Here is a 24,314-nt window from a genome sequence, read left to right as displayed (position 1 = left end):
TCAAACTCCTCTTTTTATAATCAATCAGAAGTAAAATGTCTGAATTTAGAGATGTTGGATTTTAAAATTTCAAACACTTTTGGTAAAATACTTCTTGGAACCCCTAAATCTTTATTCAAAATTTGTCCAACAAAGTTGTTTATATTTTTTTCTCCTTCTTTTGGATCTTGTCCGTATATGTAATAAACAAAGTTCCCCTGCTCAGGATGTTCTATGGTAAAATTCCCATAACTTGTATAGGGTTCCTTTGAGATCAAAATCCGATCTCGTTTTGGTAAGTCAATGATTACCGTTTCACTAAATCGTAAGGGAGCTTGTGCTTCCTTCTCCCTTAGATAGGGTTCTTGAAACCGATACTGATAGTTATTAGGCTCGTAAATGATGTATGTTTTAAATCCATCAGAATGAAAGGTAACACCCGTTGTTGTAGGAGTTATATTCTTCACATTCTTGAAAGAAATCAATTCCATCAAAGTATACATGGATTTTTTATCAAACTTCACAACTATAATAAAACCTTCTTCTTCAAAAGGTATTAAACCCTCCGTTAAACCTTTGAAAAGTTCAACATATTTTTGTTTTTCCATAATGAAATTTTAATTTAGTTATTATGTTTTTTTTGTAAATCTTTTTTAATATTTTTATAGAATTCTTTGTATAGAAGAAAAATTGCCGTGTAAGCTGAGTATTCTCGTATCCTTTCACGACTTTGAGAAGGATAATAAATTTTATGAACTTCAGTTTTCTCGGGTGTTTTTATGCCAATAAATACGGTGCCCACAGGTTTTTCTTTCGTTCCCCCGTCAGGTCCTGCAATGCCTGTGATAGAAATTCCATAGTCAGACTTTGTTAGATTCACCACCCCCTCTACCATTGCTTCTGCACACTCTTTACTTACAGCTCCATAGGTTTGAATAATTTCTTTCGGAACTTTTAAGATATTGATTTTTAGTTCATTTGAATATGATACAATCGTACCCAAAAAATACTTGGATGAACCCGGAATGTCTGTCAAGATTTTTCCTAACAATCCTCCGGTGCAAGACTCTGCAATACTCAATGTTTTTTGATTTTGCACAAAAATACTTTGGAGTTCCCATTCAATGGGCTGATTGAGAAATTTTTCTCGGTAGAATTCTTCAATTTTTTCTATGAGCAGAGCAAATTTTTTTGAAAGCCTTGGTTCTTTGTTTTCGACAAACACTTTCAGGTATCCAGGATTTGCAGATACTCCCCATGTAAAACTAATAAAACTAAAAGAACCCATCACTTCTCTTTGTAAATGATGAAAATTCTTTTGAAATTCTGACTCAGGCTCGTTGTATAGATAAAATCTCTTTTTCTCATAGAATTCTTTTTTTCTTAACTTATCAAGATATTCTATCACATAAGAAAGCATGGATTTCATCTCTAATGGAACTCCAGGTAAAGCAATGATTACCTTATTTTGATAGTTTATTATCATTCCTGGAGCTAATCCTACAGGATTCAAAATTGGAATTGACTCTTTTAAAATCCTTGCTTGTTTTTTTGCTATATCAAAATCAATGTTTCGGATTTTAGCAATTTCTTCTATTTTTTTTGTTGTTTCCGGATGCATTATGATTTCTTTCTGCGTGATTTCCCTCAAGACATCGACTGTATGATCATCATCTGTAGGTCCTAACCCTCCTGTGATGATAATACCATCAATATTCTCCTCTAAAAGTTTTTCAACAAAATTTGACTTTAAAATTTTTTTATCATCTGGCAATATGGAGATTCCCAAAACATTAAAGCCATTCTCTAATAGGGTTTGAGCAATCTCTGAGCTATTAGTATCTTTTGAATAACCTCTCGCTAATTCGGTTCCTGTAGAAAAAATCCAAAAATTATTCATATGGTTTTTTATTGATTCAGCTGAAAAATACCTCGATTGACCTTTTTACGAAAAGAACTTTTTTTTGATGATCATCTATGTTTTGCCGAAAGCTAAAGGCAATATCGACCAAAAAATGATAAATTTTTTCTAATTTTTCTATGGTGTAGAACTTACTATATTCTTCTAATTGTGCGAGGAGTTTTTTTTGGATGAAGGGATGCTTTTTTTCTGCCTTCAGAATTTTTATCATTTCTTTGTGATCAAAATTTAATCTTTTTCCAATGAGATATTTTCGTATTTCATCCGTTTTGTTTAATAAGTTCTTTAGTAAGTTATAATAGTTATCTTCTGGGGGATTGTATTTTTCGATTTCTACTAAAAATGTAATCAGATCCCTATCAAAACATGCTTCGATGATTTTGAAAACATCCCAACCTCCTGAAGGATAAAAAATTGTTCGAATGTCCTCGTAGGTGATATAGTAAGGTTCTTGTTGTTCTTTTGTGGTTTTTACGATTTTTTCTATGTTCAAGATTGCTGTTCTCAAAATGGATTCTTTTGGAGGAAAGAGTAATTTCATTTCATTTATAGCTTCTTCTGAAAGAACCAGATTCAATTCTTTTGCTAAGGAACGAATGAATTCATCAATTTGGTTATCATATAAAATTCGTGTTTCGTATAGAAATAGCTGATTCTCAGGAATAGAAAATAGCTTTTTTGGAAAATCTCCTTCGTATTCCACAAGAACCCAAGTTTTTGGAGGAATTTCTTTTATGGCGGTGTTTTTTAAATTTTTAAAAACAACTTGTGCTTGCTTGATCACGTACAATCGATGCGGAATAAACAAAGTAAAGTTATACAAATCATTAATGAAAATACCGGCATCCTCCTGCTCACCAGTTAAAACCGAAACCTCAACAGGAACGTGTTTGTATTTTTCTTTTTCTACATATTCAGAAATAAAATTAAAAACCTGAATGTCTTTTCCATAAACAACAACAACTAAGGGTTCATCAATCGAATATTTGTTTATAGACCTGATTAAATCCTCGTATTTCTTATATTGCATAAAAGAAACCCAAACTCATAATTTATGATTAACCAAATTCGAATTTCTTGATACTTCTTTTTTTACTACTTCTGCTAGAAGAAACAAGGGAATTTCTTTTCGGGCTTGATTTTCTGCTTTGGCTCTTTTTCCTACACTGACTTTATTTGATGTCAGTTCTATTAGATTGCTTATCAAGAGATTATGATTTTTTAAGTGCTTCATGATAACAGACAGTGGTCGATGAAACATAATGGTATAATCTTGATCTTGAAGTTCTTTTTGTCTTGAGACTTTCCCTGGATGAGTGATGATGGGAATTTCCAATTCCGATAAGTATCGCTGTATCCTTCGATATTGAAGCTTTTGGTTATCATCGTATTCCCATTGGCTTTGTCGAGGGATACGAAAACAGGGATGAATGATTACAAAATAAAACTTTCCTGTTGTTTTTAGAAGCCTTGCAACTTCACGAAATACTTTGTCCAAATCACGCATATTCCCCAAAGACAGAATACTTACGATAAAATCAAACATCTCATCATGTAGAAAAGAAAGTTCCTCAGCATTAGCAACATAGTACTGAATCCTATCGTTTGGATACTTTTTGGCAAGTCGAATCAACTCTTGGGATAAATCAATGCCCACCACTTTCGCTTTTTTCTCACTGAGGATTCTACAAAAAAAACCTTGTCCACATCCCAAATCTAAAACTGATTGGTTCTCGAGATTTCCCATTTCTTTTAGAAGTGTTGGAATGATCACCTCATGATGATAATAAGAACCCTTTTCTCCTACAATCCCATCATACCATTTGGCTTGAGCATCCCAATCGGTATTAGTTTTCATTGTTTTCATTTTCTTTAATATAAGCAATATCTTCTTCTGTAAATTCAGGTATCATGTTTCCATAGTATTCCAAAAGATAGGGATTCAGTATTTCAAAACCTTTAGAAGTTTCTTTTATGATACTTCTTTTCTTGAGAATTTTGATTCCGTTTTTGAATAGAACTTCTACATTCTTTGTAGTTATCGTGCCAGGATAGGTTTTTACGAACTTCTCAATTTCTTTTTTTAGTTCTTCTTCTGTGTCTTTCCCCGGATGTTCATATAAAAGTTTACTTATGACAAAATGCTCTTGAACACGAAAATGATATTTCCACTCTTTGAGTATGATTTTTGCTATTTCTTCAGTAGGATTATCATACTTTGCAAAGCGAGAAACCAAAATGGGTTTTCCAAAATCAAAATATACTTTTCCTCTTCTTGTGGCATAAGTAAAAAAGCTCACCTTTTTTGTTTGATTTGTAAATAATAAATCTTCTGGTACCCATTGATGAGAGATTGCCAATGGAATCACAGCGACTTCTTTTCCTGACTCACGATACGCATCAATAGCTGTTGAAAGCAATCCCGTCTTTATAGATTGAAACATTCCATTCCGGCTTCTCGTTCCTTCGGGGTAGGCTAAAGCTGGAATACCTGACTCCAACATCATCACGTTGTATTGAGACAGAACTTCTAAATATAAAATATTTTTTGTATTCTCTCGATCTACCACATAAGCTCCCAACGATCGCAAAAATGCTCCCCAAATTGGATTTGACATCAAAACACTTGCTGCTGCCACTCTGGGTATGGGTAATCCTTGAAAAAACAAACCATATGCCAGTTCAACAGAATCCAAGTGACTTTTATGTGTAGGCGCATAGAAAACCGGGTATTTATCAACTACTTCTTTTGCTTCTTTAACATGTCCACCCACAAAAGGACCGATTGATCCTCGTCGAAATTTTCCAATCAAAAGTCGAAATGGCATAACAAAATAAATCAAAAAAGTTCGAATAGGAGCTATGAAATAATCCACAATGTTGGAAATGTAGAATTCAACAATCGCTTCGATTTTTAGGATCTCTTCTTCTGGTTTAGATTGTTCTAATTCCTTCCATAAAAGAATTTCTTGTTCGAAATTTTTTACATCTTTCATGAGATTTTGTTTGAGTGCTTTTTCTTTTCGTCTCTCCAATGAACTTATAATATGGGAGGATTGTCTTTTGATACGCGCATGCATATTAGGAGTATACATGATTTTTTTTAGAATCCTTTCTTTTAGAACATTTGAAATCATCCTACCTGATGCTACTAACTCGATTCGCTTCTTTTTTCGTAAAACAGGTAATTGAGAAAATTTGATCTCTTTTTCTGATAGCAGCATCAATACATCTTGAGGAGCATTTTTCCTCAAAAGGATATGATAAAGCATTTTGTATAATGGCAGTTCTATATTTTTCTCTTTTGCTATCTCAAGAATTGGTGTTATCATTAACCCACCCTCTGCTAAATTTTGACTCATCATGATTTCTTTCTCAATAAAATAAGATGGCATAAGAAACATTTGTATTTGCTCTAATAAATTCAGCTTGCTTTGACCTTTGAGGAGTTTTTCCGTAAACTGTCTTCCGTATTCTCTGTTTCTGCTATGAGGGCTAAACACAGCTGACATAAAATCCGAAAGCCCAGAACGTTTTAGAAGTAATTCTGAATTTGCTCCCAGAGATTTTGCTAATTCCATCATCTCCAAAAAACCCCTCGATGCTATCTCTCCCATCATACTACTTCCACAATTGGGTAAAACCGAAATCATCCCTACTAAAATCGAAATGGGATTTTTCAAAATAGCACCCAATTCAGCAGTAAGTAAATCAGTATGAGAAGAGAAATGGATGAAAGGTTGATGAAAGATTTGTTTAAGAATTTCATATAGTTCCTTACTATGGGTAGCCACATCAAGAAAAATATGGTTTTTGTGAATTATATCATACAACAAAGAAGGACCACTCAAGATAGCTAAATTCCCATCAATCTGATGTTTTTTTTGAAGTTCCTGAATCAACTGATGGAAAGTATAAACCCCATATTTTCTTCGATTCGCATTGTTCAAAAAACCTTTGGTTACTAACACAAAATTATAATGAAACTTCGGATTCAAATTTAAAAAAATATTTTCGCAAGTTTCTTCAAACTGACGAGATGGCAAAGCAAATATAATTAGCAATGAATGTTTATGAAAGAAATCATAACCATTTACTAAAGTTAAATTTCGTGGTTTTGTAAATATCAAACCTTCAATTTCTATCGAGTAATGATCCTTCCATTTTCTATACAAAAAACCGTCAGACACCCACAAATAAAAATGAGATAAATTCTTCTGAAGAACTTCCGCAAGTCCAAACCCCATAGGACCGCCTCCGATAATTATCGTCGCAGTATCTTCACTAAACGGGATATCTTTTTCTGTTGTCATACAGAATTAAATATTCATGATTCTTCTTAAAGATGTCAACTTCATTGTATAAATGGCTTTTGTACTATATAAACTTTGGAAAATATCAAGAGCACTACTAAGCACAGAATATTTTTAATCAAAATCCCTTAATCTCGTTGGCATTTTGAGTTCTTCTTCTGGTTTATGCATATCACATGATTCTGCTGGAACGCCATTTATAGGAAAAATTTCTTTTAGCACCCTCTGGCAATAAGGATTAGGAAGTTTCCCAGAATTAGAACAAATAGAAACTTCAACCGCTCTTGGATCGAAAAAATAATCACCTTGATCATACCGGTCCTTAACATTCTTTATAATTTTCCCGAAAAGAGGTCCTGCCATTGTTGCTCCTGTTCCTTTGTTCATACTCACCTTAGGTTCATCGAATCCTACCCAAATCGCTGATACCAAATCTGGAAGAACACCAATAAACCACGCATCTCGATATTGATTTGTGGTTCCTGTTTTCCCTGCCAATCGTCGTGATGTAAAACCTCCTCGATTGACTCCACTTTTTTTCGCTGAAGTCTTTAATAAACTTATCATGACTTCTGCCACATCCCCCGAAAGAACTTTTTTTTCTGCTGGCATGTTTGTATTAAATTCATCTTTCTCTTTGCCTTGATAAATCACATTGCCATTTTTATCCTCAATCCGTGTGATTAAATACGGACGAGGAATAACGCCATTATTCGCAAAAGCCGAATATGCCAACATCATCTCCAAAGGACTCATTTCAATAATCCCAATGGAAATTGCCAACTCTCTACGAAAACGTTTTTGAAACTCAGATTCTGTATGGAAAAAGAATTTTTCAAACTGAACTCCTAACCTTTCAATACCAATCCTCTGCCCTGCGATCAAAGCTGGTATATTTCGTGAACGCTCCAAAGCTTCCCTTAGAGTGATTTTTCCTTCGTAGGATTCATCGATATTTTCTGGCAGCCAATATTCATTTTGGATTTGATTCAAGGAAAAATAAAGAGGTGAGTCTTCAAAAACGGTTCCCGGATGAAAAATCCCATCTTCTATACCAGCAGAATAAACAATGGGTTTGATGGCAGAACCAGTTTGTCGTTTCATGAAGATAGCACGGTTGAACTGGTTGCTTGCCGAAAATTCAGCCCCACCTTGCATAAATAGAATTTCACCAGTGCGAGGATTCATGCCAATCAAAGCAGCTTGGAGCTCTTTCTGTGGGATAGTAGGAATGGGTAAACCCAAAAACATACCCCCCAGAGCTGATTGAAGATAATATTTCAATAAATATGTATTCACATCGTCTTCGCTCACTTTGTAAGGATGATATTTTCGCAATTCTTCGATGTGGGATTTGGTTTCTCTTGATACTATGATTTGCAGATTACCATCAATAGTTGTATAAACCTTCAAGCCCCCTGAGAACTCATATTTTTCACCCAAAAGAGATTTGATTTTAGTTCGAACCCACTCACTCACGTAAGGAGCATGATCATCCCTTGTTCCAAAGACGGTTTCCATCGGACTGCGATTTAAAATTTTTCTTAGAGTTAGCTTTTGAGCTCTGTACTGTTCTTCTGAGATTGCATAGGGGAATTTTTCTTTTCTCATTCGCTGAAATATCGTATCCATCTTTTCTTCTAATTGCTGGAAGTTCCTCAAAGGAGAATAAAACTCAGGACGAGAAGGCAAGCTCGCCAATGCGAGTTTTTCCGTAAAGTTCAAATTCTCCAAATCCTTTTGGAAATAAAATCTTGATGCATTTTGAAAACCATAAGCTCCATGCCCAAGATAAACTTGATTGATGTATAACAAAAGTATTTCTTCTTTCGTAAATCTCCGTTCCAACTCCAAAGCAAAAAAAGCTTCTTTGAGTTTTCTTGTGACGGTTTTTTCTCGCTCACCTAATAAAATCCTTGCTAATTGTTGAGTGATTGTTGATCCACCTTGAACAAACCTCATAGAAATAAGATTGTGATACATCGCTCGAAATAAGGCAGAAAAATCAATCCCAACGTGGTAAAAAAAGTCTTCATCCTCCACAAAAAGTAAAATCTCGATAAAATCTTTGGGAACCTCGTGCCATTTTAGAGTACTTGTTTTTATCGTAAAAAGTTCTGATAATACTTTCCCATTTCGATCATATATCACATTGGATTGACTCTCGTGAATTTGGAGTAAATAATCATCTACGGAGAAAAAGAGCATTGATCCACTAATAAAAACAATCCCTATCGAAACAAAAAAAATCCCTAAGAAAAACAAAACCAATGTCTTTTTACTCCAAACAATATCTAAAACAAAATGTAAAATATTGATTAAGTTTTCAAAGAAATGATACCTTTTCTTTGGACTTTTGATCTTACTTACAATCAAATTTTTATTACTTGTTCCATAAGATTGGGAATTATTCGAAGAAACTTTTTCTATTTTTGTTGCCACATTTGGATTATCTTTGAACTGATGGTTATGCAAAATACGAACGTTCCCACAATTTCCGCATACTATTCTTAAAAACCTTATTTCTTGAAGATCTACCTCAATAACTTGTTTATGATTACAACTCCTGCAAGTATATAGATACTTTTTTTTCATCCCTGAAAAGTCTTAGAAGAAAATGATTTGAAATCAAGAAAAAAATATAATTACCTTGAGATTTACGAAATCTTGATTCCACAAAAAAATCATTTTACTATTTTTCTAATTAGAAATTTCTTGAAAAACGATTCTTCACTTTAAAAGTAAATCCTAATATGAATTATATTGAAATTATATCTATTGGTTCTGGTTTATTTCTTTTTATTCTTTCAATTTATTACTTCGTTTTATCTTTAATTTATGAAGAAAAGAAACCAATCCTTTTATTTGCAACTTTAAACTTATTCATGTCCATACGGAGTTTTTTGAGAATTTCATGGCTTAAACAAGTAGTCAGCGATCCAATTATTATTGAAAAGCTTGATCATTTTACTTACTTCTTTGGGTTTTTTCTTTTCGTTGCTTTCTTTTACGAATTATTCAAAGATAAGTTCCCCGTAATCATAAGAAATATTACGTTTTTTTATTCTTTGATATTTGTTGGTTTGTTGTTCGTTCCTGGTTATTTCTTTTTGGATTTTAGAATTTTCTTTCATATTTTTGGATTGTCGGTTGCTTTCCTTTTGGTGGGTTTTTACTTCCTTCGTATCTTTTCGAAAGATCCTCATGCTAAGCTTCGATTCTTTTCCCTTCTTTTACTCCTTTTGGGCTTTGGTAGTGATATTTTTGTTGTCGAAATCCTTTCATGGGACCCCTTTATTACACCTTTAGCTATGATCATCTATTCGATTTCATATAGCATTTTTTTAAACTATCAGTTAGAAAAACAAAAGAAACAACTATTACTCTATCAAGAAGAAATCCAGAATGCAAAAGAGAACCTTCAAAAGCAATTCGAGATAGCAAATGAAAAAGAAAAGAAATTAAAAAAAATGAACATGATCTATGAATCTCTTTTGGATTTATCTAGGAAATTATCAACTACTTCGAATTTTGACGTAATACTCGAAGAAATCTCACTTCACTTAGAAATCAACTTTGGCATCAAATATTTTGTGATCATGACCATTGATCCAGAAAAACAAGAAGCCCGTTATTTCAATAGCAACTTATATAAAAAGCTCACTCCAGAACAATTCGAAACCATGAAGATGGGCGAAGGACAAATGAACTTAGATCTAAAGGTTGTTGGAGTGCATCATGGAGTTTATAAACACAAAAAGCCTCTGTATTTAAAACACTTCATGGAAAAATCGAAAAAATCCACTTACGATATCGAAAACTTTTTATTGGAAAAACTCAACCTAAAATCCCTTATCATCTTCCCTTTAATTTACAATAACGAAGTTTTTGGATTTTTTGACATCACCCATGTAAATGAACCATTAAACCTAACTAAAGAAGAATATTTAAATTTGAACATATTTATCCAATACTTTTCTCAATTATTCAAAAACTATCTCTCTGTGCAAGAAATCCAAAAACAACGAGAGTTATTAGAAAATTACAATAAAGAAATTTCTAAGAAAAATAAAATTATCTTAGAAATGAATGATAAATTATCAAAAATGTATAATTCTTATGAAATCAACGAAATCATAGATATCATGTTCGATTTTTTGAATAAAAACTTCGGAATCGAAAATTTTCTATTATATAGATTGAACAAAAATGTTTTAGAATATGCATATTCGAATTTGGAAACCCTTTATGATGAACAAACTATTGAGATACTAAAATCAAACAAGATTTCGTTAGATGGAAATAGTATCCATTCTGTGGTCTGTAAAAAAAAGAGATTCGTTTATCTTCCGAACCTAAGAGAAGCAGAAGATTTCATCGAATTTCAAAATCAAAAGTTATTAAATTTAAAATCTGTCTTGATATTTCCTTTATATTTTAGGCATGAATTACTTGGAACACTTGACTTTTCTTTTAGAAATGAAGTAAAACTCAATAGAGTTCAAATTTCTTTGATTAAAATCTTCATAGAGCATTTTGCCTCGATTTTGAAAAATAAATTTTTAATCGATGAACTAGAAAAAAAACAACTTTTATTAGAAAAATCTCTACTCGAATTAGAGGACAAAAAGCGAGAATTAGAGAAATTAAATGAGTTTACAAAAAGAATCAATGCAGCCCAAGATTTTAATTTAATCATTAATGATGTTTTCAACTTCTTCCAAGAAAAATACAATTTAGACTTTAGTTGGTATATTGTCGTTGATGAAAAAAATAAGGTATTCAAAAGTTCTGCCTTTTCGAAAACTTTTGATGATTTTGATGACTCAATCAAAGAATTTTTATTGAAATTTCAAGCACCTATTAGTGAAGAAACTGGAACCCTATACAGAACCTACAAAAAGAAAAAATATTTCTATATTCCCAAGATTCTTAAAAATTTTCAAGGTTCTTATATAGATCATCAAATTTTAGAAAAACTTAATCTAAGTTGGTTTCTTCATGTTCCACTAATTGTTCAAAACAAAGTTGTGGGCATCTTGGCTTTCACAAATTATGAAGAAAAAGTCAGCTTAACGCAAGAAACCCTAAAAACCATTCAATATTTTTGCGATCAAATTGCCGGTGCTCTTTATAATACTTACTTAATGGAACAAATCCAAATAGAAAAAAGAAATGCAGAGTTATCTCAACAAGAGCTCCAACAACTGAATGAGTTCACTAAACAAATCATCGAAAAAGAAAACTTCGAAGAGCTAATCCAAAACTTATTTGATTATTTGAGGAAAAGATTTGAACTCCAATTTGGTTGGTTATTAATCATCGATAAAGAAAAGAATAGAATCCGAACATTATCATACACGAAGAATGTTGATGTTCCTTTCGAAGGATTATATAATTTCCTTGATAACTTTGATTATCCTTATACACCGGAAATTGGCACCATTTATCGTAGTTGTGAACGAAAAAAACATTTGTATTTGAGACGAATAGGTGAAAATTTCAAAGGAAACCCTATTGATGAAGAATTAATCAAAATAGCCAAAATCAAATGGGTTCTGTATATCCCCTTGATCTTGAAGAACGAAACTATTGGACTTTTAGCTTTTACAAACTACGAAAAAGTTGTTTCTCTTAGCATGAGAGATATTAAATCAATTGAGGCGTTTTGCTCTCAGATAGTCGGTGCTATCTATAATTCATATTTGAGGGAAAATCTTGCAAAAGAGAAAGAAAAAACCGAAAAACTATTACTCAATATTTTACCTCCAAAAGTAGCTCAAGAACTAAAAGAAAACGGCTTTGTAAAACCCAAGCTCTTCAAAAATGCTACGATTGTTTTTACAGATTTTATCAACTTTACAAAGTATGCTAAAAACATAACTCCAGATGAGCTTATCAAAGAATTAGATCTTCACTTTCATCAGTTTGATGAAATCATTTCAAGACATAACCTCACAAAATTAAAAACAATTGGCGATGCCTACATGTTTGTAGGTGGTATTCCAGAAGAAAATTATACTCATGCAGTTGATGCTTGCTTAGCGGCATTAGAAATCAAAAATCTAATCCTACAAGTGAACGAAATTCGAAAGCAACTCAATACACCATCCTTAGGGATTCGGATTGGCATTAATACAGGAGAAGTTATTGCTGGAATTGTCGGGAAAGACCGATTTGCTTTCGATGTATGGGGAGACACTGTAAACCTTGCTCAAAGGCTAGAGGCAAGTTCTTTACCATTTGAAATCAATATTTCCTTTTCTACATATAATATTGTAAGATTTTTCTTTCGTTGTGAGTATAGAGGGAAGAAAGCCACAAAGAATGTCGGAAAAATTGATATGTATTTCCTAAAGGGAATACATCCTAAACTTTCTGTTAACAACGAAGGTAAAATTCCCAACGAACGATTCTTAGAACTTTACGAAAAGCTAAAACGGGGTGCTAAATTTGTTTACAAACATGAAGTAAATCATATCTTAAAGTAGAAAATTCATGTATTTTGACCAAAAAAGCAATTTTGCGTCTGATGAATTTGAGTTTGATTTTGCAAACAAAACGATAAAACTAAAATACATTTATTACTGGTATGATTCAAATCACTCAACTATTTTGTTTTTTCATGCAAATGGTTTTTCATCTCAAACTTATAATAAAATCTTAAAATTCTTTTATGAGCAATCTTATAATATATTTGGTTTGAATTTCGCTGGACATGATGGTTCTGAAAATTACTCGAATTTTCGGAACTGGTTTTTCTTTCGAGATCAGGTTTTGTCGTTTGCTAATTTTTTGAGATCAAAAACGGGGATTTCTAAATTTCACTTGATTGGTCATTCTCTTGGTGGTGCATCTTCACTTTTAGCAGCTTCTCTTGATAAAGAACACATCATTTCTGTGGTTTGTTGGGATCCCGTAGTTTTTACCCCTTTCTTTAGTTTTCTCACATTATTCATTGAGCCACCAATAGCTAAGACCACAGAAAAACGCAGAGACGAATTTCCAAATGTTGAGGTTTTAAAACGAAGTTTGAAGCTTCTACCTCTTTTTAAAAATTGGGATAAAGAAGTCCTCCAGGACTATGTTGATTCTTGTTTTTATTTCGATGAGTTCTCAAAAAAATACAAACTCAGTCTACCTAAAGACATAGAAGCTAAAATTTTTCGTTCTTTGAAATTTGGTCACTGGAAGTTCTACAAGAAAATTACACAACCTGTTTTCGTTCTGACACCAAAAACTTCTTTTGTCTGTCCTCCAAGAGCTCGAAGACTTTTAACCCGAAATCATCCTATTTCGAAAAGCGAAATCCATCCCATCGACTCCCACTTTTTTCCTATGATTCAGCCAATACAGACAGCAGAGATCACCCTTAGATTTTTGAAGCAGATCGAAAACTCAAAACTTTGAATTACATGTGATTCTTCCCTCTAAGACATTTCTGTCCTTGTCTACCATAAAGAACTCCAGGTTTGCTCTTTGAACATATCTATCATCACTACTCAAAATGAATCCTTTGCTCCAATCAATAGTGCCAGAAACAGCTTGAAATACGAAAGGATTCAAAACTCCCACAAAAATAAAAGTTTTTGTTCCACCACACTTTATCCCATCCGCTGTTTCGCACTGAGCTGTTCCATTCGGATTACAATTGATAAAGTCTGAGGTTTTACAAATTGATACGGCTGTAGTTGTTGGGGTCAAAGAAAACTTCTTTCTTTGAGGGTCATAAGTAAATCGCAATTGAACATAATCCCCCCACTTAAACTGAAGAAAAGAGTCAATATCATACTGGGTCGGAGAGGTTTCTTTTTTTGATGACTCAGAGGTTGGTTTTTTCTTCACCTCACCACAATAAGGAGAAATTTCCTTATCTATCTCTCCTTCGAAATAATAGTAATTCCCAAAATTGCCAACCAAATTCAAACCAAAAATACTTAACTTTGCTTTGTCTTCTGGTTTTTTACAAGTAAGGACAAACAAAATCAACAACCAAAATAAAATAAACCTCATCCTTGATTGATTATCGTATTGAATATAACAATTCTTCTTTCAGTAGAAAAATCTTTCTTTCTAAATTACTAAAAGGTTCCTTCCGCAGGTAAAGTCCCTGATGAGTGAGAAAAATCAGATAGTTATCATAAACAAAGTAGTCGTTCAAGTAGATGGGTAGCTGAATTTCTTTGGATGTCTTAGGATTCAAAAGATATAAACTATCTTCATCGGAGTAAAGAAAATAATCTTGATTGGTGATATACACATAGTTTTCTTTGTATTCTACATTAAAGCTTTTCCATAATTCATCGGGAAGTCGAAATCCCGTCAAAGAATACTGACCAGCCCCACCGGTAAAAACGAAATAATAATTCTCTGACGAAGTATGCTCCTGAAAAAGTTCGTAAATAGCATAATAAACCTTTGGTAAAGCAATCCCTTTATAAACCAACCTTAAGGATTTCTCGTTAAAATAAAAGAGCTCATAATAACCAATATTTCCATAGAAAATCCAAAATCCTTTTTCAGGAACAGGGAAAAAATACATATAACTCGAGTTTTTTTTGAAAAGCTTAGGAAACTGATTCGATCTTAAGGCAACAGTAGAAGTAATTTTATTCCAAACCTCTTTTTGATCTTTTAATTCATATATATTCCCTGTATCAGTGATTACGATAGGATTACACACACCCGCAAACTCTTTGATTTGCTGGAATTCACTTCGTTCTTTTGATATTTTTAGGGAATAAAAGACATCTTGACAAATATGATTTTGCTTATAACGAAATATCCAAAACTCACCGCTAAAAGAAGAAAAAACCTCATCAGGAACTTTAACGTCAGTAGGAAAAATTTTACCATAAAAGAAAATCTGAATTTGATCTTCTTTTCCAAATAAAAAAACCCTTCTTGATGGAGATAGAAACGTAAACAAACTTTGACTTTCTGAAAATTTTTCGATTTCCTGAATTTTCCCTTCCAATTCCTTTTTTTGTAGTTCTTTTAATTTTTCTAAAATCTTAGCTATTTTCTTTTGATCTTGTTGTAAAATGGCATTTTTAGCTTTTTCTTCTAAATTCAAGTATTGTTCGTTTAAATCTGTTGAACAAGAGAATAAAATCACAAAAATCCAGAAAAACCTCTTCATTTTACGACAATGTTTACTAATTTGTTTTTTACGGTGATGATTTTGATGATAGATTTTCCTGATATGTGTTTTTGCACATTTTGTTCGCTTAGAGCTTCTTTTTCAAGTTCATTTTCTTCTAAATCTAAAGGAAGCATCTTTTTGGCTCTGATTTTACCATTGACTTGAAATACAATTTCTACTTCTTGTCGTTTGATTTTTTCTTCATCGTAATTTGGCCAAGGAACGTAAGCAATCGTTTCTTTATGTCCCAAGAGCTCCCATAATTCTTCCGCCAAATGAGGGGCAAACGGAGATAAAAGAATCACGAAATCTTCGGCGGCTTTTCTCCCTATTTTTTTGATCTTGTATGCCTCGTTCATAAAAATCATCATGTCACTAATTGCTTTGTTAAATCGAATTTTTTCTATGTTTTCGGTTACATTTTTTATCGTAAGATTTATCCAATAATCTCGTTCGGAAACGTAAGCTTTGTCAGGTTCTTCTAAAATTTCAGGATTGATGCGATAGTTTCCGCTCTCCTCAAGGGTATAAAAACGAAAAACCCTCGATAAAAACCGAAATACTCCTTCAATTGCTTTTGATGACCATGGCTTGACCACCTCAAGAGGACCCATGAACATCTCATACATACGAAAGGTATCAGCTCCATATGCATCAATCACGTCATCAGGGTTAATCACGTTTCCTCTAGATTTCGACATCTTCTGTCCATCCTCGCCAAGAATGATTCCTTGATGAACCAATTTATAAAAAGGCTCAGGAGTAGAAACATATCCTAAATCGTATAGAACCTTGTGCCAAAATCGCGCATATAGCAAGTGTAAAACTGCATGTTCAGCACCACCAATGTAGAGATCCACACCATTAGGTTGCATCCAGTATTTTTCTTTTTCTGGATTTACCATCTCTTTGTCATTGTGAGGATCAATATAACGCAAGTAATACCAACAACTTCCAGCCCATTGTGGCATGGTATTAGTTTCACGTCGTAGTTTCTTTTTTAAGACTGGGTGTTCATATTCCACCCAATCCTTGATTTTCGCCAAGGGGGATTCTCCTGTCTCAACGGGTTTAAAATCCTCAGATGGTGGCAACTCCAAAGGAAGATTTTTTTCATCCTCAGGAACATAAAACCCATTTTCATCAAAACTAATGGGGATGGGTTCTCCCCAATATCTTTGTCGAGAGAAAAGCCAATCTCTTAGTTTGTAGGAAACATGAAATTTTCCTTTTATTTGTTTATTTTTTTTAGGCTTCTCGAGTTCTTGAATCATCACTTTTTTGGCTTCTTTTGTAGGTAATCCATTAAGAAAATCAGAATTGATGTTTATACCTTCCTCCACGAAGGCTTCGTCTTGAACTTCGAAATCGGGATTCCCATCAGGTGAAACCACAGTCTTTATAGGAAGACCAAAAGTTTTAGCAAAAAGAAAATCCCTCTGATCGTGAGCAGGAACCGCCATAATAGCTCCAGTTCCATACGACATCAAAACGTAATCTGAAATCCAGATAGGAATCTTCTCATTCGTGAAAGGATGATGAACATAAGCTCCCGTAAATACCCCAGTCTTTTCTGCCTCTATTCCTTTTGAGGTTCTTTCCAAATCTGTTTTTCTGAGAGTGTTTTCGATATATGCTTCAACTTGTTTTTTATATTTTTTTCGTGTGATGACGGGAACAACAGGATGTTCGGGGGCAACGACCATGTATGTCACACCAAACAAGGTATCCGGTCTTGTAGTAAATACTTCTAAGTAAGTTGGTAAGCCTTTTTCTTTTAAAGCTTTTTTTGAAGTTCTATCAAAATCAAAATAGATAATGGCTCCTTCGGATCGACCAATCCAGTTTTTTTGCAGCTCTACGGTGCTTTCAGGCCAATCAACAAGTTTCAAATCTTCTAATAACCGTTCAGCATAAGCAGTAATTCGAAGCATCCATTGCTTCATGGACTTCCGAACTACGGTATAACCTTTTGAGGTCCATTCTTCCACTTCTTCGTTTGCTAACACTGTCCCCAGTTCTGGTGAATAGTTTACAGGAGCTTCTTGGATATAGGCTAATCGATGGCGATTGATATAGTCTTCTCGTTCTTTTTCTTTTCCGGGCTGATTGAGTTCCTCAGGTATAGGTAATTCCTCAATCGGTCTTGCTTTTTTTAGAATGGGATCGTAATATGAATTAAAGATTTTCAAAAAAATCCACTGGGTCCATTTATAGTACTTCGGATCTGTTGTGTCTATCTCTCGATCCCAGTCATAAGAAAATCCAAGAGACTTTAATTGCCGTTTGAAGTTCTCTATGTTTTTTTTCGTAGTAATGGCAGGATGAATCCCCGTTTGCATGGCATAACGCTCTGCAGGTAAACCAAAGGCATCCCAACCCATGGGATGAAGCACATTATATCCCCTGTGTCTTTTGTATCTTGCGATGATGTCCGTAGCCGTGTATCCTTCAGGGTGTCCCACATGTAATCCCTGAGCCGACGGATAAGGAAACATATCCAATACATAAAACTTGGGTTTGGTTGGATCTTCAGTGGTTTTGAAGGTTTTTTTGGTTTCCCAATATTCCTGCCATTTTTTTTCTATGGTCTTGAACGGATAAGTCATAGAACCAAAACTTAATCAAAAAAAAGATTATCAAACAATTTTAGTTAGGGCTCTATTGGGTTTTTCACCCATTGGAAGTTTAGTTTTGTTCCAAATCCTTCGGGACCTTTCGTGATGTAAAAATACGAACCTAAAATCTTGGACATGGAAATTAACATAGGAATGCCATCTCCATTCTTTGGATAGTATTCCCCAGCTTTTCTCAAAATACCTTCACCGTCATCATATAATGACCAACGAAACCATTTATCATTATCATAAAATTCCATCCCAAAAATCTTCCCATCACTGTGTAAGATAGAATTCAACAAAAACTCAAGGAAAATCCAGAATATATATTGTTCATGATTCTTGAATTTTTGTTCTATGATATCTAAAGCTTTTAAAATCTCTTCTTCTGTTGGGAACTTCAAAATGAACTCAGAATACGATATGATCTTTTGAATTTTCTTTATTTCTTCTAAATAGTGCTCTTTGCTCCAATCATCACTTTGAAAATGATAGATTCTTAAAAGTTCCTCATAGAGGAAAGCCACCAAATCCTCTTTTGATAAAATTTTAGATTTTTCTTTTGTGCTACTTTTTCGTTCTAAAAACTCTTTTGCTTTTTTGAATTTTTTCCCGAATATTTGATTGATTGTGTAGTATTCTTCGACTAAATCTTCAAAAAATTTCTTTTGTTGAGAAATCTTTTCGTATTCAAATGTAATAGATAAAATAGGAATCAAATTTTTCAGGATGTAAAGTTTTTCTTCGTTCAAAACATCTTGATCAAAAACAAAAACATCGACAGCTGTGGTAGTATTATTTACAACAAAAGGAACCACTACATAAAATTCCCAACTTTCTTTAGAAGAAGATATTATCTTTTCTATGGCTTGATATTCTTTTTCTTCGTAAAAAAATATATGATTGGGTACTTGTGTAAATTCAAATGGCTCTATTCCTTTTTCTTTCTCGAAGACCTTGATTTCTCTTTCTGTGATGACTTCACCAAAAATCGTATCACTGATATTTAAATAAAATTTCGGTAGCTTTTCACTCGAAGAATAATATAAAAGCTTATCCTCAACGAGCTGAAAAATTGTGTATCGTTTATATGAACTCTGGAAAATAGAATTCTTAACATATTCCAATCGTTCATAAAAACCAGATATTTCAGAAAGGGATTGAATGGAATTGATGATTACTTTCCCCAGTTCTTTTGAATATTTTTCTCTGCTTAAACTCTTTTCTAACTCAATGGTAAGTTGTTGAACTCTCTCTTGACTATGACTCAACTCTGAAATTAGCCCTTGAATTTGATGGATATAATTTTCTTTTTCAGAAAGAAGTTTGTTTATGTTTTCTTTTTGTTTTTCAATTTCTTTTTCTTTTTCTGTTAATGAAGTTTTTAAAACATAGATTTCATTGTCAAAGTTGACTATCATATTTTGTTTTTGTTGAATTTCTCGTTCCAAATGTTGGATTTGAGAATGATACTTACGAATTTGTTCATTCTTTTCTTTTATCAGTTCTTTTTCTTCTTTCAGTTCGATCTCGAGTAACTCATAGGATTTTTGTAGTGATTGATATTTCTGGATTTCACTTTTGATTTCTTTTTCTAAGGTTTGAATAGTATTTTCTTTTTTGTTTAATGTATTTTTGAGTTGTTCCGTTAGCTTTTCGAATTCATCTTTTTTTTGGGATAATTCGCTAAGTTCTACTTGTAATCTTTTGATTTCTTTTTGATGATTTTCTTGCAGAAAAGAAATGTGATTTTTGTATTCTGCCAATAGATCCTGTTTTTCTCTTTCTTTTAGTTGAATTTCCATTTGTAGATTGTAAATCTTTTCTTCTAAATCATGTATGTTTTTTTTCAAATCTTCTACCGTCTGTTGATAATTCTTGATTGTTTGCTCATGACTTGTGATGATGGTTTGCTTTCTTTCCAATTCTTCTTTTAGTTCGAAATTGATTTTTTGTATCTCTTTGATATTTTGATTTAATTCCTCTACAATTTTCAGATTATCTTGTTCAATCTTGATGATTTTATTTTCATACTCTCTTTTTGTTTCTTCCAGTTCTTTCCTTTTTTGCTGAAGATGATCTTCCAATGCTTTTATCGTATCCTTTTGCTGATAAATCTCATTTTGTAGCTTATTTCTTTCTTCTTCTAAGTTATCAATCTGACTTTGTTTTTCGGAAATGATTCCTTCAAAATATTGAATCTGAGTTTCAATAAACTCTTCTTTCTCTTTGATTTCATTTTGATACTTTTGATTGATCTTTTCTATCTCTTTTTGATAAAACTCTTTCAATTCTTGTATTTCTTTTATTCGAAGCTCTATGGTTTGGAGCAATTCCTCTATCTTTTGGTTTTTTTCTGATAAGGTTTGCTCAAGATGACTTTTTTCGTTTTGAAGCTGATTTATCGTTTGATTTAATTGTTCTTTTTCTAAATTCCATTCGCTCTTTTCTTTTTCAAACAAAGCATTTAATGAATCATAATTTTGAATAAGATCTTCTATTTCTTTTTGTTTTTCCTCTAATTGTTGTTTCTTTTCATCTATCTCTCTTTGCAGATTTTCTATTTCGTGTTGTAGTTGGCTGACTTTATCTTCCAATGCAGCTTTTTCTTCTAACCATGTTGTCTTTTCCCTCTCAAACTGATTACTTAATAAATCATAACTTTGAGTTAACTCGTTGATCTCCTTCTGCTTTCCTTCAATCGTGATTAAGTGTCTTTCAACCTCACCTCGAAGAACTTTCAACTCCTCCGTTAAATCCCTTATGGTCGCTTCTTTTTCTTCTTTCTCTTCTAACCACAACCTTTCTTTTTCTTCATAAGTGTTTTTTAATTGTTCATAACTTTCTTGGAGCTCCTTGTATACTTCACGACTTTCCTTTAACAAATCCTGATGATTTGATAATTCCTTCTGCAAAGCTAATATGACATCTTCTTTTTCCTTCAGAATTTGTTTTAAATGATCGTATTCATTTTCTAATTCTCTTTTTTGCTCATCGAGTGTTTTATATTGATTTTGTAAAGTCTGGATCTGCTGAGACTTGTCTTGGATTTCCCTTTCTAAACTTTCTATTTTTTCTGATTTTTTGATGATTTCCTCTTGTTTTTGTTGGAACTGTTCTTTTTGATTTTGGATTTCTATTAAAAGTTCTTGTTTTTCTTGATGATTGGCATCTAAGATTTTTTCTAAATTTTGTATTTGTCTTTGTTTTTCTTTTATTTCTTCCTCACGTTTTTGAATTTCATGATGTAAATTCTGAATTTCGAAATTCAAACTATCTACTTTTTGAGTCCATTCTTGAAGTTCCTTTTGATATGCCTCTTGAAGATTGTTGATTTCTTTTTCTTTTTTGGATAAACTTTCGTGTAAACCATCAATATTCTGCCTGAGTTCACCAACTTTTTGCAAAAGCTCATCTTTTTCTTTTTCCAAAAGATTAATCACATTTTGTTTTTCTTGAAGTATAGCCTCATAATCTTCTTTTGTTTTTTGTAGCGTTTTTTCTAATTGCTCATATTGAAACTGCGCTTCTTGTAATTCTTTTTGAAGTTTTTGATATTCCGATACTTTTTCTTCTATTTTATCTTTTAAACTTTGATTTTGTTTTTCTAAATCTTCGATTTCTTTTGTTTTTTCTTGGAGAACGTTTTCTTTTTCTTGAATGGCTGTTTTTAGCAAAGCAATTTCTTCTTTGAATTGACTTATTTGTTGATGAAGCTTTTGAACTTCACTTTGATGCTCTTGAAGGAGTTTGAGGATCTGATCTTCTTTTCCTTTTATATTTTTCTCTAATTCTTCTATTCGTGCTATCTTTTCCAGCAAAGTTTCTTCTAATTTTTGTATCTTTTCTTGATTGTTGGTAATGATGGTATTTTTATCTTGTATTTCTTTTTCTTTGGATTTAAGAAGTAAGTCAAACTCTTCTATCTTCTGGTTTTTTTCAGAAATTTCGTTTTTCAATTGACTAACTTGATCGTTTAATTGTTGATTTTCGGTTTTCTGTTCTTGTAGTTGGTTTTCTAAGTCCTTCTGTTTTTGGAGGAACTCCTTTTCTTTTTGTTGAAAATCCTGAATGAGATTTTGTATTTGCTCGTTGAGTTCTTGGATTTGGTTTTGATATTTTTCGTTTAAATACCTCTTTTCTTGTTCTTTTTCTTCTAAATTTTTTTGATAAGTATTTACTATTTCTTTGATCTTTCCTTCGTAGTTTGTAATGGTTTCTTGAAGATATTCTTTTGTATTTTGAAGTTCTTTTTCTATTTTTTCAATGGTTTGCTGTTTATACTGTATGATTTCTTTTTTTTCTTCTATAGTCAGCTCTAAGTTTTTTATTGTCTCTTCTTTGTATTGTATTGTTTCTAAAAGTCTTTTACTTTGTTCATTAAATTCAAGAGTTTTGGATTGCAGTTGTGTTTGCAAATCTTGAACTTCTTTTTCTAATTTTTGAATTAAATTTGTTTGTGTCTTCTGAGTCTCCTCAAGTTCTTTTATAGTATCTTCTTTTTCTTTGATTTCTTGCTTTAATCTTGTCTCTTCTACTTGGAATGTTTGTCTTGATTCTTCAAATTCTTTTCGAAGTAGTTCTAATTCATTTTCTAACGATAAAACCTTGTCTTTTAGCTCTGCTTTTTCTTTTTGCTCTTGGTCCAAGTTCTTTTGCAGGGTTTGGATTTCGTTTTCTTTGTTTTTTACGATATCTCGTAGATTTTGAATCTCCGACTGGAATTTTTTTCTTTGATCTTCCCACTCTTGATTTTGTTTTTCGATTTGACTTTGGAATTTCTCTTCTTGTTCTTTCTGAGCTCTTTTTAGGTTTTCATAGGTTCTTTTGTGTTTACTTTCGATTTCTTCTTTTTCTTTTTCAAAGTGGCTTCGGAGCTCCAAAACAAAATTTTGGAAATAATCTTTCAAAAACAAAGTAGAATATTTGATTGTCCATTGTTTTATCACTTGCTGATCTTTTTTGGTAATTTTTGGTTTTTTCTCTGTCGAAAGTATCAAATAGATTGCTTCATCTTCAGAAAAAAAAGAAACATCAATCAAAATTCTAAAAGATGACTCAGACAACTCCGAACTTAAAATGTTTTGAATTTCTTCATTTGAAAGCAAAACAAGGGGTCCAGTCTGTGTTTTTGTTTTTAAAGATTTGACTTGACTAGATTCAAATCCATCAGACAAATTTTGAGCTTCAAAACGATTTTTCCACTGATAGATTTTGATGAACTCATAATTAGTATTCGCATAGAATAAATAAATTTCTTTGAATGTTTGTTGTAATTCTGTTATTAAATCATCAAGTCTTACAAAGTCTTTTTTTAAAAGTTTTTCAAAAATTTGTATAGAATTGGGTTCTTTTTTAGTTAGGGTTTTAATGTTTTTTTTTGGTTCTTTTTTCTCTTTCGTTTTCTTTGTTGGCATTTTACTTCATCACACTTTTAGTAAAGGTTTTCAAAACGAAATCCCAAACTCCTTCTGGCAGTAGATTTTTTAAATTTAAGTAAAATCCTGCGTCAACACCAATTAAGTAGTGTGGTGGCAAATTCTCTCTTTGGATTAAATTCATAATTTTTTTTGCAGCAGTTTCTGCACTTGTTGCATAGTTAGGATACCTTCCTAATTGTTGCTTAATTTTTTGATTTAGTTTGTAGTATGGTGATGTTTTGTGATCTATTTCAGCACTCAATTTCATGTTATCTTTGAAATCTGTCCTAACCAATCCAGGTTCTACCGAACAAACTTGGATTCCGAAAGGCGATACTTCATATCGTAAAGCTTCAGACAAAGCCACTAATGCATGTTTTGCTGAACAATAGGCTGACCCAGTTGGTATTGTGACTCTTCCCAGTATTGAAGCAATGTTGATAATTTTTCCTGATTGTTGATTCCTCATAATTGGTAAAACAAGCTTAATCCACACCATTGGAGCAAAAAAGTTCGTTTCAAATTGATCCCGGATCTCTTTTTCATCAAGTTCTTCTAAAGGACCATACAAACCATATCCAGCATTGTTCACCAAAACATCTATGCGATTGTGTTTAAAATAGATTTGATTTATAAGTTCTTTTGTTTTGGTGAAGTTTCTCACATCCATTGGAACGATATGCAAATTTTCTTTTCTCGAAAACTGATATTGCTCCATGTTCTTTTGAAACTTCACCTCATTCCGCAAAATACCATAAACGATAAAATCATGATTAGCCAAATAATTTGCCAAAAAAAAGCCAATTCCCGAAGAAACGCCCGTAACTATAGCAATCTGAGGTGAGTTCATACTGCCTAAAAAAAAATTCTTAGAAACCCAGTAAATCAAAATCATTTTTAACTTTACTTTACAAGTAT

13 protein-coding genes are annotated in these 24,314 nt (G+C 32.5%); 2 read left to right on the top strand and 11 right to left on the bottom strand.

Going from position 1 to position 24,314, the window contains the following annotated elements; genetic code table 11:
- Window positions 1-20: 20 nt before the first annotated feature.
- From NZ853_01975 to NZ853_01950, 6 genes are all read right to left on the bottom strand, one after another.
- Entirely contained in the window at window positions 21-587 is a 567-nt protein-coding gene (locus NZ853_01975) for a hypothetical protein (protein ID MCS7204444.1), read from the bottom strand.
- Window positions 588-601: 14 nt separating this feature from the next.
- Window positions 602-1,879 (bottom strand): nicotinamide-nucleotide amidohydrolase family protein, encoded by a 1,278-nt coding sequence (locus NZ853_01970; GenBank protein MCS7204443.1) that lies wholly within the window; start codon window positions 1,877-1,879, stop codon window positions 602-604.
- 16 nt (window positions 1,880-1,895) lie between these two features.
- Complete coding sequence (locus NZ853_01965; protein MCS7204442.1) at window positions 1,896-2,930, bottom strand: hypothetical protein; 1,035 nt, start codon at window positions 2,928-2,930, stop codon at window positions 1,896-1,898.
- A gap of 15 nt (window positions 2,931-2,945) precedes the next feature.
- Window positions 2,946-3,758: a class I SAM-dependent methyltransferase gene (locus tag NZ853_01960; GenBank protein ID MCS7204441.1), complete on the bottom strand. Its 813-nt coding sequence runs from the start codon at window positions 3,756-3,758 to the stop codon at window positions 2,946-2,948.
- Window positions 3,748-6,213 (bottom strand): 1-acyl-sn-glycerol-3-phosphate acyltransferase, encoded by a 2,466-nt coding sequence (locus tag NZ853_01955; GenBank protein ID MCS7204440.1) that lies wholly within the window; start codon window positions 6,211-6,213, stop codon window positions 3,748-3,750. The genes NZ853_01960 and NZ853_01955 overlap by 11 nt, the downstream gene beginning before the upstream one ends.
- Before the next feature lie 114 nt (window positions 6,214-6,327).
- On the bottom strand, window positions 6,328-8,808 hold the full coding sequence (locus NZ853_01950) for a transglycosylase domain-containing protein (protein MCS7204439.1): 2,481 nt from the start codon (window positions 8,806-8,808) through the stop codon (window positions 6,328-6,330).
- A gap of 158 nt (window positions 8,809-8,966) precedes the next feature.
- Here NZ853_01950 and NZ853_01945 point away from each other — a divergent pair, with 158 nt between their 5' ends.
- Both NZ853_01945 and NZ853_01940 read left to right on the top strand, forming a co-directional pair.
- Window positions 8,967-12,704 (top strand): GAF domain-containing protein, encoded by a 3,738-nt coding sequence (locus NZ853_01945; protein MCS7204438.1) that lies wholly within the window; start codon window positions 8,967-8,969, stop codon window positions 12,702-12,704.
- 7 nt (window positions 12,705-12,711) lie between these two features.
- A complete protein-coding gene (locus tag NZ853_01940; GenBank protein MCS7204437.1) occupies window positions 12,712-13,623 on the top strand; it encodes an alpha/beta hydrolase in 912 nt (303 codons plus the stop codon).
- On the opposite strand, the gene NZ853_01935 is transcribed toward NZ853_01940, so the two are convergent.
- The 5 genes from NZ853_01935 to NZ853_01915 are packed head-to-tail and all read right to left on the bottom strand — an operon-like array spanning window position 13,612 to window position 24,246.
- Window positions 13,612-14,226 carry a hypothetical protein gene (locus NZ853_01935; GenBank protein MCS7204436.1) on the bottom strand — a complete coding sequence of 205 codons (615 nt, stop codon included), beginning with the start codon at window positions 14,224-14,226 and terminating at the stop codon, window positions 13,612-13,614. The genes NZ853_01940 and NZ853_01935 overlap by 12 nt on opposite strands.
- A gap of 10 nt (window positions 14,227-14,236) precedes the next feature.
- A complete protein-coding gene (locus tag NZ853_01930) occupies window positions 14,237-15,355 on the bottom strand; it encodes a hypothetical protein (GenBank protein MCS7204435.1) in 1,119 nt (372 codons plus the stop codon).
- A complete protein-coding gene (leuS, locus tag NZ853_01925) occupies window positions 15,352-17,967 on the bottom strand; it encodes a leucine--tRNA ligase (protein MCS7204434.1) in 2,616 nt (871 codons plus the stop codon). The genes NZ853_01930 and leuS overlap by 4 nt, the downstream gene beginning before the upstream one ends.
- A gap of 44 nt (window positions 17,968-18,011) precedes the next feature.
- Complete coding sequence (locus tag NZ853_01920; GenBank protein ID MCS7204433.1) at window positions 18,012-23,393, bottom strand: hypothetical protein; 5,382 nt, start codon at window positions 23,391-23,393, stop codon at window positions 18,012-18,014.
- 1 nt (window position 23,394) lies between these two features.
- A complete protein-coding gene (locus NZ853_01915) occupies window positions 23,395-24,246 on the bottom strand; it encodes an SDR family oxidoreductase (GenBank protein MCS7204432.1) in 852 nt (283 codons plus the stop codon).
- Window positions 24,247-24,314: the final 68 nt, after the last annotated feature.

It is taken from the genome of Leptospiraceae bacterium (genome assembly GCA_025059995.1).
Classification (GTDB): Bacteria; Spirochaetota; Leptospiria; order Leptospirales; family Leptonemataceae; genus SKYB61.
Note: the sequence above shows the minus strand (reverse complement) of the source record. Positions and strands in the feature narration are given on the sequence as shown.

Coding starts and splice junctions, on each gene's coding strand:
- NZ853_01975 (MCS7204444.1), bottom strand. CDS start 587: ATGGAAAAACAAAAATATGTTGAACTTTTCAAAGGTTTAACGGAGGGT.
- NZ853_01970 (MCS7204443.1), bottom strand. CDS start 1,879: ATGAATAATTTTTGGATTTTTTCTACAGGAACCGAATTAGCGAGAGGT.
- NZ853_01965 (MCS7204442.1), bottom strand. CDS start 2,930: ATGCAATATAAGAAATACGAGGATTTAATCAGGTCTATAAACAAATAT.
- NZ853_01960 (MCS7204441.1), bottom strand. CDS start 3,758: ATGAAAACTAATACCGATTGGGATGCTCAAGCCAAATGGTATGATGGG.
- NZ853_01955 (MCS7204440.1), bottom strand. CDS start 6,213: ATGACAACAGAAAAAGATATCCCGTTTAGTGAAGATACTGCGACGATA.
- NZ853_01950 (MCS7204439.1), bottom strand. CDS start 8,808: ATGAAAAAAAAGTATCTATATACTTGCAGGAGTTGTAATCATAAACAA.
- NZ853_01945 (MCS7204438.1), top strand. CDS start 8,967: ATGAATTATATTGAAATTATATCTATTGGTTCTGGTTTATTTCTTTTT.
- NZ853_01940 (MCS7204437.1), top strand. CDS start 12,712: ATGTATTTTGACCAAAAAAGCAATTTTGCGTCTGATGAATTTGAGTTT.
- NZ853_01935 (MCS7204436.1), bottom strand. CDS start 14,226: ATGAGGTTTATTTTATTTTGGTTGTTGATTTTGTTTGTCCTTACTTGT.
- NZ853_01930 (MCS7204435.1), bottom strand. CDS start 15,355: ATGAAGAGGTTTTTCTGGATTTTTGTGATTTTATTCTCTTGTTCAACA.
- leuS (MCS7204434.1), bottom strand. CDS start 17,967: ATGACTTATCCGTTCAAGACCATAGAAAAAAAATGGCAGGAATATTGG.
- NZ853_01920 (MCS7204433.1), bottom strand. CDS start 23,393: ATGCCAACAAAGAAAACGAAAGAGAAAAAAGAACCAAAAAAAAACATT.
- NZ853_01915 (MCS7204432.1), bottom strand. CDS start 24,246: ATGAACTCACCTCAGATTGCTATAGTTACGGGCGTTTCTTCGGGAATT.